This is a genomic window from Paraburkholderia sartisoli (assembly GCF_900107685.1).
Taxonomy (GTDB): Bacteria; Pseudomonadota; Gammaproteobacteria; order Burkholderiales; family Burkholderiaceae; genus Paraburkholderia; species Paraburkholderia sartisoli.
Map to the genome: position 1 here is coordinate 1 of NZ_FNRQ01000003.1, position 14527 is coordinate 14527.

12 protein-coding genes and 1 pseudogene are annotated in these 14527 nt (G+C 61.4%); 6 read left to right on the forward strand and 7 right to left on the reverse strand.

Annotation, left to right across the window (positions count from 1 at the left end; translation table 11 throughout):
• Both BLV45_RS11330 and BLV45_RS11335 read left to right on the forward strand, forming a co-directional pair.
• Positions 1 to 253, forward strand: a pseudogene (locus BLV45_RS11330) (ISNCY family transposase); the annotation flags it as partial.
• Positions 254 to 450: 197 nt separating this feature from the next.
• On the forward strand, positions 451 to 1881 hold the full coding sequence (locus BLV45_RS11335) for an ISNCY family transposase (RefSeq protein ID WP_090532915.1): 1431 nt from the start codon (positions 451 to 453) through the stop codon (positions 1879 to 1881).
• Positions 1882 to 2182: 301 nt separating this feature from the next.
• Here the strand turns inward: BLV45_RS11335 and BLV45_RS11340 are convergent, their stop codons facing one another.
• The 5 genes from BLV45_RS11340 to BLV45_RS11355 all read right to left on the reverse strand — a co-directional run bounded on the left by BLV45_RS11340 (position 2183) and on the right by BLV45_RS11355 (position 6906).
• Positions 2183 to 3370 carry a lipid-transfer protein gene (locus tag BLV45_RS11340; RefSeq protein WP_090532917.1) on the reverse strand — a complete coding sequence of 396 codons (1188 nt, stop codon included), beginning with the start codon at positions 3368 to 3370 and terminating at the stop codon, positions 2183 to 2185.
• 149 nt (positions 3371 to 3519) lie between these two features.
• Positions 3520 to 4344 carry an enoyl-CoA hydratase/isomerase family protein gene (locus BLV45_RS11345; RefSeq protein WP_090532919.1) on the reverse strand — a complete coding sequence of 275 codons (825 nt, stop codon included), beginning with the start codon at positions 4342 to 4344 and terminating at the stop codon, positions 3520 to 3522.
• Positions 4341 to 4487 (reverse strand): hypothetical protein, encoded by a 147-nt coding sequence (locus BLV45_RS27500; protein WP_176954133.1) that lies wholly within the window; start codon positions 4485 to 4487, stop codon positions 4341 to 4343. Before BLV45_RS27500 ends, BLV45_RS11345 begins: the two co-directional genes overlap by 4 nt.
• A gap of 44 nt (positions 4488 to 4531) precedes the next feature.
• Entirely contained in the window at positions 4532 to 5722 is a 1191-nt protein-coding gene (locus tag BLV45_RS11350; protein ID WP_090532921.1) for an acyl-CoA dehydrogenase family protein, read from the reverse strand.
• Positions 5719 to 6906 (reverse strand): acyl-CoA dehydrogenase family protein, encoded by a 1188-nt coding sequence (locus tag BLV45_RS11355; RefSeq protein WP_090532923.1) that lies wholly within the window; start codon positions 6904 to 6906, stop codon positions 5719 to 5721. Before BLV45_RS11355 ends, BLV45_RS11350 begins: the two co-directional genes overlap by 4 nt.
• A 168-nt stretch (positions 6907 to 7074) precedes the next feature.
• Between BLV45_RS11355 and BLV45_RS11360 the strand changes: the two genes are divergently transcribed.
• Positions 7075 to 7803, forward strand: a complete 729-nt coding sequence (locus BLV45_RS11360; RefSeq protein WP_090532925.1) for a Crp/Fnr family transcriptional regulator — start codon at positions 7075 to 7077, stop codon at positions 7801 to 7803.
• Positions 7804 to 7856: 53 nt separating this feature from the next.
• Here the strand turns inward: BLV45_RS11360 and BLV45_RS11365 are convergent, their stop codons facing one another.
• Both BLV45_RS11365 and BLV45_RS11370 read right to left on the reverse strand, forming a co-directional pair.
• Positions 7857 to 9179: an MFS transporter gene (locus tag BLV45_RS11365; RefSeq protein ID WP_090532927.1), complete on the reverse strand. Its 1323-nt coding sequence runs from the start codon at positions 9177 to 9179 to the stop codon at positions 7857 to 7859.
• A gap of 52 nt (positions 9180 to 9231) precedes the next feature.
• Positions 9232 to 10479 carry a metal-dependent hydrolase family protein gene (locus tag BLV45_RS11370; RefSeq protein WP_090532930.1) on the reverse strand — a complete coding sequence of 416 codons (1248 nt, stop codon included), beginning with the start codon at positions 10477 to 10479 and terminating at the stop codon, positions 9232 to 9234.
• 159 nt (positions 10480 to 10638) lie between these two features.
• Between BLV45_RS11370 and BLV45_RS11375 the strand changes: the two genes are divergently transcribed.
• The 3 genes from BLV45_RS11375 to BLV45_RS11385 are packed head-to-tail and all read left to right on the forward strand — an operon-like array spanning position 10639 to position 14526.
• Positions 10639 to 11556: a LysR family transcriptional regulator gene (locus BLV45_RS11375; RefSeq protein WP_176954134.1), complete on the forward strand. Its 918-nt coding sequence runs from the start codon at positions 10639 to 10641 to the stop codon at positions 11554 to 11556.
• Positions 11557 to 11607: 51 nt separating this feature from the next.
• Positions 11608 to 13170 (forward strand): alkyl sulfatase dimerization domain-containing protein, encoded by a 1563-nt coding sequence (locus BLV45_RS11380; RefSeq protein ID WP_245753207.1) that lies wholly within the window; start codon positions 11608 to 11610, stop codon positions 13168 to 13170.
• 21 nt (positions 13171 to 13191) lie between these two features.
• Positions 13192 to 14526, forward strand: coding sequence for an alkyl sulfatase dimerization domain-containing protein (locus BLV45_RS11385; RefSeq protein WP_245753209.1), 1335 nt, complete (start codon positions 13192 to 13194; stop codon positions 14524 to 14526).
• The last annotated feature ends 1 nt before the right edge of the window (position 14527 follow it).

Consider the following 14527-nt stretch of genomic DNA (forward strand, 5'->3'; position numbering starts at 1 on the left):
CAGCCGGATCGGCAAGGCACCGTCGCGCACGCATCGAGGCGATTCGACCACGACTGATCGGAGCAAACCCATGCCGGGCAAGAAGAAGCAGCGCGAGTTCACGCAGGCCGACATCGAGCACGTGATCGTGGATCTGTCTCAGCGAAGACAGGCTGCGCCACAAACTCGCAAACCGGGTCGTCGGTCCGCAAACGACAGTGGAACAGGCGTAAGCGCCCTGCCCATTCAGGATCAACTCTTCGACACTGCGTAAGCAGTACCCCGTTAAAGACAAAGCTTTAACCCCTGAAACCCGGACATCTCTATTTAGCTGGAAAGCGGACATTCCAGAATGGCTTTGACATGGGTGTAGGAGCAATATGAGAATGTCGTGTTTCAGCAAGATACAGATGTCGCGTTTTGGGGCTGCTGCCATGCTCGGCGTTTCCGGTCTGATTGCGGGAGCCCGCCATGCGTGCAGCCGAACTGGTGACACTGAACATGCGCGAACTCGACCGTTTAAAGGTGATTCAGGCGATTGTGGAGCTCGGGCTGAAGCCTGGGCGAGCTGCTGAACGGCTCGGGCTGAGCGTGCGCCAGGTCGAACGGCTGGTGATCCGCTATCGGACTTCGGGTGCCGCCGGCTTGTGCTCGGGTCGACGCGACCGCCCGGGTAACCGGAAACTCGACGAAGGCCTGGCTGTACGGGCCCTGACGATCATCCGTGAGCGCTACGTCGATTTCGGGCCGACGCTGGCCTGCGAGAAGCTGCACGAATGCCACGGGATCACACTGTCGAAGGAAACCGTGCGGCATCTGATGACTGAAGCGGGCTTGTGGATTCCGCGCCGGCAGCGCCCGCCGAAGATCTACCAGCCGCGTGCGCGGCGCGCGTGTCTGGGCGAGCTGGTGCAGATCGACGGCAGCGAGCATCCGTGGTTCGAGGCACGGTCGCCGCAGTGCACGCTGCTGGTGTATGTCGACGATGCGACGAGCTGGCTGATGGCGCTGCATTTCACGGCGACGGAATCGACCTTCAGCTACTTCGAGGCGACGCGCGGGTATCTGGAGCGCCACGGCAAACCGGTCGCGTTCTACAGCGACAAGGCGAGCGTGTTCCGGCCGACGCACACACAGACCGGTGAGCGCGGTGTCACGCACTTCGGTCGCGCGATGTACGAGCTGAACATCGACACGTTCTGTGCGAACAGCAGTTCCGCGAAGGGTCGCGTCGAGCGCGCCCACCTGACGCTGCAGGACCGCCTCGTGAAGGAGCTGCGGCTGCGTGGCATCAGCATCATTGACGCCGCGAACGCGTATGCGCCCGCCTTCATCGCGTCGTATAACGCGCACTTTGCGAAACCGCCGAAAAGCGCGTTCGACGCCCACCGGCCGCTGCGCGACGATGAGGATCTGGACGTGCTGCTGACGTGGCGCGAACTGCGGCGCGTGACGAAGTCGCTGACGGTACAGTACGACCGCGTGATGTACCTGCTGGCGGACACGCCGGCGAACCGCAAGCTGATCCACCGGTATATCGACGTGTGGGAGTATCCGGACGGGCGCATCGAGGTCAGGGCGGATGGCGCTGCCCTTCCCTGCATCCCCTATGACCGGCTCTCCGCGATCGATCAGGGCGCGGTGATCGAGCACAAGCGGCTCGGTCACGCGCTGCAAGTCGCGCAGGCGCTGCAGGCGCAGCGTGATGACCGGCGCGCATCGGGTTCGCCGTCACGCACGAATCGTGGGTTGGCGGCCGAACGTGACCAGCGCAAACTGGGCACGAAGAAGCAGCGCGAGTTCACGCAGGCCGATGTTGATGAAGTGATCGTGCAGCTGGCGCAACGCAATCAACCGAAGCAACTGCGCAAACCTGGTCGTCGGTCTGCAGGATCTGGCTGAACGGACTGACACGCCCTGCCCGTTCAAGGCTGTCCTTCAACGCTGCGTGAGATTCAAACCGTTAAAGACGGAGTCAAACTCAACGTCAAAACCCGACATTTCTATCTGGCCAGCGCTACGACATTCCAGAATGGCCTCGACACTGGGTGTAGGAGCAATATGAGAATGTCGTGTTTGGGGCAAAGCTGAAACGTCGCATGTCATGCTGGCTGACCTTTGACGGGAGGCTCGCATGACGACATCCGGGACGATCACCATGACGCCGCCGACGGCAGGCTCAACCCGTGGTGGCTACCATCAGTCAACCCACGTTTTCATAAAGCGTCACCACACACGCACCGCCAAGACCAAGGTTGTGTTGCAACCCGAAGCGGGCACGCTCCACCTGCCGCGCCTCTGCCGTCCCACGCAACTGCTGGACGAGTTCCACGCATTGGGCAACACCCGTCGCGCCTAACGGATGACCCTTGGATAGCAGCCCGCCAGACGGGTTGATGACGTATTTCCCGCCATAAGTATTGTCGCCGTCGCAGACCATTTTTTCTGCCTCGCCTTCCACGCACAAGCCGAGACCCTCGTAAGTAATGAGCTCGTTGTGCGCGAAGCAGTCATGGAGTTCGACAACATCAATATCCCCGGGACCGACGCCAGCCTGCTCATAGACCTGGCGCACTGCTTCACGGGTCATCCCGACCCCGACCAGTTGACGCATGTCGTTTGACGCAAACGCATCGGGTTTGTCGGTGGTCATCGCTTGCGCCGCGATAACGACGTCGCGGCGCAGTCCGTGACGGGCTGCGAATTCCTGCGTACACAGCACCGCGGCGGCCGCCCCGCAGGTAGGCGGGCAAGCCATCAGACGCGTCATCACGCCTGGCCACATCACCGGCGAGTTCATGACCTCCTCCTCGGTGATCACCTTACGAAGGACCGCCATCGGATTGTTCGCGGCATGCCGGCTTGCCTTTGCGCGGATTTTCGCGAAGGTCTCGAGGCGCGTGCCGTATTGCCGCATATGGGCGAGACCGGCGCCTCCGAAATAGCGAAGCGCGAGCGGAATGTCCGGCTCATCGACGAGGCGTGCCGCCGTTTCATCGAACCGGTCGAAAGGCGTCGGTCGATCGGTGAAGATCGAACCAATGGCACCCGCGCGCATCTGTTCGAACCCCACCGCGAGTGCGCAATCCACGATTCCGGCGGCGACCGCCTGGCGAGCGAGGAAGAGCGCGGTTGCTCCCGTGGCACAGTTGTTGTTGACATTGAAAACAGGAATGCCCGTCATCCCCACGTCGTACAGCACACGCTGCCCGGCAGTGGAGTCCCCGTAAACGTAGCCCGCATAAGCCTGCTGAATCGCGTTGTATCCGATACCGGCATCATCGATTGCAGCCCGGACTGCATGGGCGCCCATCGTCGTGTACGGTTGGCTTGCGCCAGGTTTCGTGAAAGGAATCATTCCGATCCCGACAACGTGAACTGGACAACCCATGTCCTGTCTCCTCAAAGTTGATGTCAACACGGCGGGCAATACGGGCGGTACAGGGGCAAGTGACCTCGACTATTCATTTGCGTGCCCGCGCGCGGCAACCCGGACCGTACACGATCGCCTCGCCCGGTTTGACGGGCGACCACGGTCAGTCACGATGCCTTTGAGATTCGATCGTCCTGTGCAGCCTGTGCGGCGGGCCACTGAAAGCGTGGCGGCTGCTTGTCCTTGAAACGCTGCACGGCTTCCGCATGAAACGCCGTCGATATCGCAATACCCTGCGCGGCGGATTCGAGTTCGAGCATCGTCCGCAGATCGCTGCCAAGCGAGAGATTCAACGCCCGCTTCGACAGCCCAAACGCCACCGACGAAGTCTGGCAGAGGCTTTGTGCGATCTGCACGGCACGCGCATGCACGCTTTCAGCGGGCGCGATTTCGAACACGGCGCCGATGCGTTGCGCTTCTTCTGCACCGATTTCGCGCGCGGTGAAGACGAGATCTTTCGCGCGCGCGAGGCCCAGCGCACGCGGCAACGTATACAACGCGCCGCAGTCCGGCACGAGCCCGATCTTGATGAACGGCATGCAAAAGCGCGCACGCGGTGTGGCGATCAGGAAGTCGGCGGCCAATGCGAGACTGAACCCCGCACCGTACGCGACGCCGTCTACTGCCGCGATCACGGGTCGGTCCAGATCCATCAGGGCAGCGACCCACCCGTGCAGATCGTCGATCGCGTTACGCCCCTCCTCCGCGCTTCGCGTCGTCATGCCGCGCACGTCGCCGCCCGAACAGAATTCGTTCCCCGCACCGCGCAGAACCACCGCGCGAATCGCGCGGTCGTGGCGGATACGATGGATCGCGTCGTTTAGTGCGGAACGCATCGGCAGATTCAGCGCATTTTTCTGTTCAATCCGGTTCAGCGTAAGCGTGGCCACACCATCCACTACGTCCACAAGCAGCGTGTTGTTCTCCGTCATGCTGCGACCTCCGCCAGCGTACCGTTCTGTTCGAGATCGGTCACCATCCATTGGACAGCCTGCGAGATCCAGTCTGAAAAATCCGCATAGCTGGGACACCCGACGATGAAACGCCGTGGCACGCGATTGAATTCATTGCTCATGCTGTGCTCCTCTGGTCGATTAGCCGGGTTGCTTCGATTCTGGTTTATCGGGCATATGCAATGTCCTGGGATGACGGCTCAGTCAAATGTGATCGCCAGGATCCAAGCGAAACACTGACCAGGCGTTCCAGCTGTTGCTCAGCGCCCCCATAGAGCGTCGACGATGCCGCCAGTCTTTTGACGAATTGCCCGAGGCGATACTCCTGTGTCATGCCGATCGCGCCGTGCAACTGCACCGCCTCTTCCCACATGTGCGTCGCGGTCTTCGCGACAAAGGCTTTGGCAGCCGCGCTGTAACGACGGCGCACCGCGGACTCGCTCCCGGTCTCCCGGTCAGCCACACCGGCGGCGACCCGCGTCAAGGCGCGCGCTTCCTCGATTTCAACCAGCAGGTCGACCAGGCGATGCTGGATGACCTGATTTGTTCCGATGGCGCGGCCGAACTGTTTTCGCGTCGCGAGGTATTCGCGGGTGATCTCGAACGCACTGGCCATGACCCCCACGGTCTCGGCGCAATGTGCAACGATGGCGCGATCCATCGCCCGCTCCAGCAACGCAAGCACCTCGTCGTCCGGTCCGATGGTTAATGCGAAGGAGGACGGCACCGTGTCGAGCGTCAGGTGCGCGACCCGCTGGCCATCGTAGAGCGCATGGGGCGTCACCGTCAGGCCCGGCGTGCCCGCCTCCACCAGGAACAAGCCGATCCTGTTGCCCGGAACCCTGGCCGCAACAAGGTATGCATCGGCGCCTGCGCCACCGGGAACCAGCGATTTCCGGCCACACAGGTGGAAGCCCCGCTCCGTGGGCTGCGCGGTTGTCGCCATGGCGCGTAGGTCGAACGCACCGCCGGGTTCCCATGCAGCGAAGGCAACCCGCAGGCTGCCACCGGCGATACCGGGCAGCCACCGCGCGCGCAACCCGGCGCCGGCAACATCGGCGAGCAGCATGCCACCCAGTACCGCGGATGCGACGAAGGGCTCGTTGACCAGTCCACGCCCAAACTCTTCGGCAAGGACACAGATGTCGACCAGTGAACTGCCGAGGCCATCGTCAGCTTGAGGAAGCGGCATCGCAAGCCATCCGAATTCCGCGAATTCCTGCCAGCGCTCGGGCTGGCATCCATTGGGGTGCGCCACGGATGCCTCACGCACGGCCGCACCATAACCGCGCGCGATGTATTTGCGGGCGCTGTCAGCCAGCATGGTCTGCTCGTTGTTGAGAGTCTGTTCGCTCATGATTCGAGCACCGCTCTGGAAAGAATGTTGTGCTGGATTTCGCTGCTGCCGCCAGCGATCGTGTAGCCGCACGCGAGAAACCGCCGCGACGACGCGGTGCCCGCAATGAAATCCTGTTCTGGCAATGGCGGCCCCTCCTGAAGAACCTCCGGGTCGAGCACAAGGCCTTCCTGTCCAAGCGCGTCGACGATCAGTTCCTCCCAGAGCTGGATCAGACGGCTTCCCCGCAGCTTGAGCATGGAAACCTCCGCGCCCACGGGCTGGCCTGCATTGGCGCGCTCGATGAAACGGGCTGCATTGGCTTCAAGTGCCATCAACCGCATGTCCAGTTCGGCGAACCGCTGGCGAAACCAGGGCCGGTCCGCAACGCGTTCACCGACTTCGGTGTGCGTCAGACCGACTTCGTGCGCACGCGCCCTGCGCCGCTTGTTCTCACCGATCCGCGCAAGTTTGAGGCGTTCGAATTCGAGTAGCGATTTGGCGATCGTCCATCCTTCGTTCTCGTTGCCCACGAGATTTTCCGACGGGACTTCCACGTTATCGAAGAACACCTCGTTGAAGACGGTCCAGCCGTGGATGCCCACGATGGGCCTCACCGTGAGCCCGGGTGTCTTCATGTCGATCAGGAGAAACGAAATGCCTTCCTGCGGCTTCGCGGCCGGATCCGTGCGAACGATGCAGAATATCCAGTCCGAATACTGCGCATAGGAAGTCCAGATCTTGGATCCGTTGACGATGAACCTGTCGCCGCTGCGATGCGCGCGTGTTTTTACCGACGCCAGATCCGATCCCGCATTGGGTTCCGAGTACCCCTGGCACCACCATTGCCGGCCCGACGCGATCGCAGGCAGAAAGCGCTTGCGCTGGGCATCGCTTCCGTAGCGCATCAGCACGGGCCCAATCATCGAAAAGCTGACAGGGAAAAGTTCAGGCGCATCGTTGATACAGAGCACCTCCTCGAACGCCATTTGCTGTTCCACCGTCCACCCCTGCCCTCCCCATTCGCGCGGCCAGTGCGGAACCAGGTAGCCGTTGGCCGCGAGGATTTCATGCCAGGCAATCACGCGCTCCGGTGAGAGCTGCCGGCCACTTCGAACGGTATCGCGAATGTCCACGGGCAAATGGGCCTGCACGAATTCACGCGTCCGGCGCTTGAATGCCGATAGTTCAGGTGACTCAAACATGGTCTGTTTTCCAGAGGATGGAAGGTGGCGCGCGGGCGCCGTGTTCTGTCTGGGGTACGATAAAATGCGCACTCCGCCGAGTCAGTCAACGAGTTGACAATCTTGTCGACGGAGAGCGTCGGGTATTCCCGCATTCGACCGTTGCTCATCTGGAATCTGGAGACATCCATGCGCCATCGCGCGAACACCGTCGATTCTTCCGCGCTGATCTGCCGCGCGCTCAGAAGTACGACGCTCTTCGCCGATTGGCCCCTCGCCAGCGTGGAGCGTCTCGCCCGGACTGCCCGGCTGGAACGCCACGAAAAACGCATGCAGGTGCTGGCAGCGGACAGGCAGCGGCGAGAAGTGCTTGTCGTGGTTTCCGGGTGTGTTGAAGTGAGCCGGACGAATGCCGGGGGTTCCAAGTTCGTGATAGTCCTGCTGCGTGCCGGTGACTGCTCCGGGGTCATCCGTCTCCTGCCCGAGCTGCGCGCGCCTTATGACTATGTCGTGCTTGAAGATGCACTTCTCGTGCATGTGCCGTGCGACGCCCTGACCACGCTCATGGACGCCGAACCCATCCTTTGGCGTTCGGTGGCGCTCTTTGCGCTAACGAGACAACGCGACAACGCCGCGTCCATGCAGCAAGGCGCACTCAGCGATTTTTCGGGGCGCCTCGCCGCGATGCTTGTGCAACTGACCGCATCGTCTGACGGTTCCGCGGGTCGTGGCTCCAGACGGCATGTTCGCCTGAGCCAGAGTGAATTGGGATCAATGCTCGGGAGATCACGTCAAACCATCAACAAGGAACTCGGCAAGCTGTCAGCCCGGGGGCTCGTCACTGTCGATTACGGGAAAATCGAGATCGTGGATCTGCCTGCGTTGCAGGCGTTGGCAGATCACGAAATCATTCCGTAGTTTTACTGCATCACGTGCTTATCCAGTCTCGTTTTTTACGCTGACTCCGGATTTCACTCTGCATCCAGTTGACCCGGCTCTTCCTTAACGAAAAAGAGCGCGAGCACGCTGATCAGGGAGAGAGCAAGCAGATACCCAGCCGGCGCGAGAGCACTTTCTGTCCACGCAATCAGCAGCGTGACAAAGAGCTGTGAGAAGCCGCCGAAGATCGCCACGGCGATCGCGTACACAATCGACATGCCACTCGCTCGCACGGATTGCGGAAACTGCTCGGCCATCAACGTGATCTGCGGCACGGCAAAGATGACATAAATGCAAACCAGCACGGACATCACGCCCAGCAGGACTTCGATGCGCGGAAATGCCTTGAGCAGCATGAACGACGGATAGATAAGCACCGCCATCGCGATCACGCCGATAGCGATCGCTCTCTTGCGGCCGATCCGGTCGCAGATCATGCCTGCCAGCGGACAGAGAACCAGCATCATCAGACCTGCGAGGCAGCTTGAGAGAAGCGCCGTCGACATGGGAAGACCCAGCGAGCGTGTTGCATAGGTGGGCATGTAGTACATCAGGACGTAAGTGGCTGACGTACCCACGGCAGCCACGCTCGATACCGCAAGAACGGTCCGCAGGTGATTCCTGAACAACTCGCGCAATGGTGCGTTCCTCGCCTCGCGACCGTGGACCTCTTCAGGAAGCGTCTCGTCCAGATAACGGCGTATATATGCACCCACGGGTCCGATCAGAAGACCAAGGATGAATGGAACCCGCCATCCCCAGCTTTCGAGCGCCTGTTGGCTCAACACCGTCGAGAGCGCCGCGCCGAGGCCTGCTCCAAGCAGAATCGCACCGCCGGCGCCGGCCAGCAGCCAGCTCGATTGAAGTCCGCGCCGGCCGGGCGGCGCATGTTCAACGAGGTACGCACCTGCGGTACCGACCTCGCCGCCTGCCGAGAAGCCTTGCAGCATTCTCGCGAAGAGAATGATGGCTGGAGCGGCGAGGCCGATGCTCGCATATGTCGGCGCGAACCCGATCAACCCCGTGCCTGCGGCCATCAGAAGGATGGTGAGGTTCATGGCCTTTTTTCGCCCATGCCGGTCCGCATAGCCTCCGAGGACCATGGCCCCCAGTGGACGAAGCAGAAACCCGATGCCAAAGGTTCCCACCGCGGCCAGCAGCGAGATCAATGGAACATGAGAGGGGAAATACAGCTTGCCGATGATGCTGGCAAAGAAGCTGTAGACGGTGAAGTCAAAAAACTCGAGACCGTTACCCAGAACAACTGCGGTTACGACGCCCCAGGTGGGCGCCAGCGCATGGGGTTTCGTCACGATCCGATCGTGGCCTTCTGCCGTGGGTGTGGTTGCCTGCATGTCGTCCTCCGTGCCTTGTGATTTTGATTGTTCCGCCCCTGTCTCTGCAGGATCATCTATCGAGGCGGTTCTTGTAGAGCCTGCCGTCTTTCATGATGAGATCGAGCCGTTCTCCCTGCCCGAGGAGGCAATTCAGATCGCGCAGCGGATTGCCATCGACGACCAGCATGTCCGCGATCGCGCCTTCCGCGATGACACCGAGCCTGCCCTCCATGTTCAGGATTTCCGCTGCGGTCGTCGTAGCGCTGGCAATGATTTCACTGGCTGACAGGACCTCCGCGCGAATCCGGAATTCGTCCGATTGCAATCGATGCGATTCGCCGAGAAGGTCCGTTCCAAAGCCGATTTTGACGCCGGCATTTTTCCAGATCTGAAGCGATTCGATGCCCGCATTCCGGACGTACTTCGCCTTCTCGACGCTTTGCGGCAGCAGGCCGAGACTGGCTCCTTCGCCGACAAGCGCTTCATATGTCACCAGCGTCGGCACGGCATACGCGCCGTGCTCGCGCATGACCGCCGCCGCTTCCCGGTCAACCAGGTTGCCATGTTCGATCGTGCGAACACCGCATTCCACCGCGCGCCTGATCGCTTTGGGCGTGTACGCGTGCGCCATCACATACGTATTGCGCGCTGTAGCCTCGTCGACCGCGGCGCGGATTTCGTCAAGTGAATACCCCAACGCATCGACGGGATCGGTCGGCGAGGCCACGCCACCGGAGGCCATGATCTTGATCTGGTGCGCGCCCATCTGAAGCTCTTCCCGCACGGCCTTGCGCACGGCATCAACACCATCGACTACCCGCGTAAAGCTGCCGACGCGAAAGCCACACGCGCAGAGTTCGGAAGACGCAAGAAAGTCGGAACGCATGCGCATGTCGCCGTGCCCGCCGGTCTGGCTAAGGGCATGACCCGATACGAAAAGACGAGGTCCTTCGACAAGACCTTTCTCGACTGCATCGGCAAGCGCGAATTCGGCTCCCGCCGCATCGCGCACGGAAGTGAAGCCACGCTGCAGCATGCCTTGCAGGATGGGGACGGTGCGCAACGTGACGAATACGTTGGGCATGTTCACCTGTGCCGGCACGTTGAACTGGCTGGCGGTGACGTGAACGTGGAGGTCGATCAGGCCGGGCATCAAGGTCTTGCCAGCGACGTCGATGACAACGTCAGCGCTGGTCTTGATCGGCCGGTCGGAAACCTCCCGGACGATGCCGCCTTCGACGAACACGTTGTATCCTTCTTTCAGCTCGCCGCAGCCGGGATCGAGTAACGCACAGTTTTCAAGCAGGATTCGTTTCATTGCCGCGCCTTCAGCCACTACGATTAGCAAGCCGGCCCTGGACGCATCGAAGAATTCGACGCCCGCCCATTGCCACCAGAACCGATTCTGGCCAGGTCAAAAACAGCCCTCCAATTGATTCGCGTGATGAGCGATATAAACGTTATGAACTATCGTCGAATGGATCTGAACCTGCTGAAGGTGTTCGATGTGCTGATGTCGGAAGGCAACGTCACGCGTGCCGCGGCGAAGCTCAATATCACCCAGCCCGCGGTAAGCAACGCATTGTCCCGGCTGCGTGACGCACTCGAAGATCCGGTTTTCGAAAAGACATCATCAGGCATTCGTCCAACGCCGAAAGCGCTGGAACTCTGGGAATCGCTGCGCGGCCCCCTCAATGCAATCAGGAGCGTGCTGGAACCACCCGGTTTCGAGCCGCTCGATTCCGCGGCCACGTTCACGTTGATGTGCTCGGATTACGTCGCCGACAAGGTACTGCCGGTGCTTCTGCGTCTGCTCGAGCAGCAGGCGCCCGGCATCACCCTGAATTGCATGCCGAACACGATTGTTAACCTGCCGCCGGCCCTCGAGCGGGGCGAGATCGATTTTGCGATCAGCGTCTACGTTGACGAGTCACAAAAACCCACCCCGCTCGAGACGCGTGTCCTGTGGGCCGTTGAATACGGATGCCTCATGCGGCGAGGCCACCCGCTCACGCAGGGCACCATGACGCTGGAGCGGTTTCTGGGCGCCGCACATCTCGACGTGAGCCTTGCGGGAAAAACCCAGCCGTCCTACGACGATTTTTTGTCGACGCAGGGACTGGCCCGGAATCTGAAGCTGAGCATCAACCACTACCTGCTCGCGCCGCGCATTTTGTCCACCACCGACCTCATCGGTGTCCTTCCAGTCGACATCGCGCAGGGGGTCTCATATCGCGACGCGCTTTGCGTGCTGCCCGTTCCGCTTCCGGCTCCACAGCGGCAAGTCAAGCTGCTCTGGCACAAACGAAGCGCACAGGACCCAGCCCATCACTGGTTGAAGCAAAAAATCATCGAGCTATTCGGCACCTCTGGCACGACTAGCGAAACGGAATGAATTTTTGCTTTACCGGAGGCCCTCAGCGGGTCTGAGCCGTCCGGAACACGCATGCTCCGCGTGGTTTCAACGTATCTCTGGATCGATCGCTACCTGAAGACCTGCGTTCGCTCAAGCAGTGTCCTGCCTCGCCGGCCGCTGTCCCGACATGCAAACGCGTTGTTCCACTATGCGGAACTTTTGGAAGCAACCACCTGCGACGACGTTACGATTGAATCCGTTCGAATCCTGTCTTCAGCTTCAAGGAGAGCTTCCCGGTGTTCAATCATGGAAGTCTCGATCGCATGTTCCGGCCGCGAAGTGTCGTGCCCGTCTGACGCAGTAATCTATCGAGGAGACATATTTGTGAGCGCAACCCATATCCTGATGGTGAAGCAAGCCCTCGTCCGGCACGCCGACGGCGTGTACACGCTGGGTGGACAGGGCAATTCCCTTGTCGTCGATCTGGGAGAAACACTGCTGCTGGTCGACGCCGGCCCCGGTGGCGACATCACGGACACGATGATCACCCGGTTGCGAGACAGCATCGACAAGCCGGTCGCCTACATCGTCTATAGCCATGGACACATGGGCTATAACAACGGCGTCAACAAATGGCTCGACGCGGCAGCCCGACGCGGCGAACCTGCACCGCAAATTGTCGGCCACGCCAACCTGCCCGCGCGCTATCGTCGCTACAGGGAAACCGCTGGCCTGCAGTCCTATACCAACACGCGGCAATTTCGCAGCCCGTACCCCGCCGAGCCACCGGTGCACTGGTTCCAGATGCCAGGCCTGACGTACAAACATCGCCTCGCGCTGGAAGGCAGCGCGCGCAAGGCCGTGCTGTTGCACGCTCCGTCCGAAACCGACGACGGCACCGCGGTATGGATTCCCGAATCGCGCGTACTGTACGGGTCCAATGCGTTTATCAAAGCGTGTCCTAACGCCGGCTCGCCGTACCGGATTCTGCGAGATCCAGTACGCTGGATCGATACGCTCGAACGCTTTTCCGCGCTGTCGCCGGACGTGCTGATTCCTGAGTTCGGCAAGCCGCTGACGGATAAGGCAGAGATCGAAGAAGCGCTGGGCGTGCCCGCACAGGCGATGCGTTATCTGCACAGCGAAGTGGTGTCAAGGATGAACAACGGGATGGTGATCGACGACATCGTTCATGATGTCCCACTTCCCGATGCGTTGTTCGGCAACCGCTTCATGAAGCCGGGCTACGGGTGCGCCGAGTTCATCATGCGCGACATATGGCGCGCGGAGAACGGCTGGTGGAATCGCAACCCAACCGACATGCACCCTGCCCGGCCCGACCGCGTGGCGGCCGCGATACGGCGCGCCATCGGCGACCCCCAGCACGTGCTGGACCGGGCGCGGGTGTTACAGGAGGAAGGAAAGCTTCAACTCGCGCTGCATGTCATCGATCTGCTGGCCGACGATCCGTCGGACGACGCGATTGCACAGCAGGCACGCGAACTGAAGGCCGCGCTGTGCGTCGCGCGCGAGAAAACCGTGACCTCCGTGGTATCGCGACATCTGTATCTCAGCTCGGCCGAAGATCTGCGAGGACTGACGATTGGCGCGACGGATCGCGCGCGCGGAGAAGCGGGATACGACTGGAACTAGGTACCGGACCGGAGACACTACATGCAACACATCGCAACCCAGACCACCGCACAGGCGACCCCGCTGACGGCCGCCGGCGCAACGAAACAGAATACGGGCCTTGGCGTACTGATGCCCCGGCCGGAACTCACCCAAATCGTTCCGGGCGTCCACACGATCGGCGGCCAGGGCAACTCGATGATCATCGAAACCGCGCGCGGCATCGTGCTCGTCGACGCAGGCCCGGGTGGCGACGTAACCCGTTCGATGATCGCCCGGTTGCGACTGGTTTCGTCGCAACCTGTGCATGCCATCGTCTACAGCCACGGACACGCAGGCTATAACGCCGGCGTGCGGGTCTGGATGGTGCACGCCGCGGAACGCAGCGAACCGCGCCCGATCCTGATCGCTCAAGCGGGCGTGCCAGAGCGGTATCGCCGTTATGTCGAAACGGCCCCACTGCAGGCGTGGCTAAACAGCCGCCAGTTTCGCAAGGCGATGAAACCCGCGCAGCCCGCGCACTTCTCCACACCCGATATCACGTTCGAGGATCACCTGACGCTTGACTGCGGTGACCGGATGATCGAGCTGATCGCCGCGCCTTCGGAGACGTCGGACACGCTGGCCGTGTGGCTCCCGGCGGAACGACTACTCTACGGCAGCGCCGCGATGATCCGCAGTATCCCGAACGTCGGGACGCCACTGAGAACCCTCCGCGATCCGCTGCGCTGGGCCGACACGCTCGACAAGCTGTATGCACTCGATCCCGCCATCGTGCTCCCGGAGTTCGGCGATCCGATCAGCGACCCTCAGGAGATCGAAGACGCGTTCCTGATCCCTGCCCGTGCGCTGCGCTATCTGCGCGCGGAAGTGGTCAAACGGATGAACCTAGGAATGAACGAACGCGACATCCTGCACGATATCGAATTGCCAGAGGCCCTGTTCGGCCATAAGTTCATGCGGCCGATTTACGGTGCGCCGGACTACATCGTGCGAGAAATCTGGCGAATGGAAAACGGCTGGTGGGACCGCAACCCGACGCATCTGCATCCCGCGCGTCCACGCGATGCGGCGGCGGCCGTTCTTTCCGCGCTGCCCGATCCGCTGCGTGTGCTGGCCGAAGCCAGGGCGTTGCAGGATGAAGGCGAAACCCAGCTGGCGCTGCACGTGCTGGATCTGCTGGCACTAGCCGACACGGACGTGCCAGAAGTCAAGGCGGCACGCGAACTGAAGGCGCAACTCTGCCGTGAAAGGGCGACCCAGGTACCCTCGATCGTTTCCCGGCAATTGCTGTTGAGCAGCGCCGAGGAACTGCTCGGTTTGCCAACAGGCAGCACCGCCGGGCAGGATCCCGTTGCCGGGTTTTCGTGGAATTGAA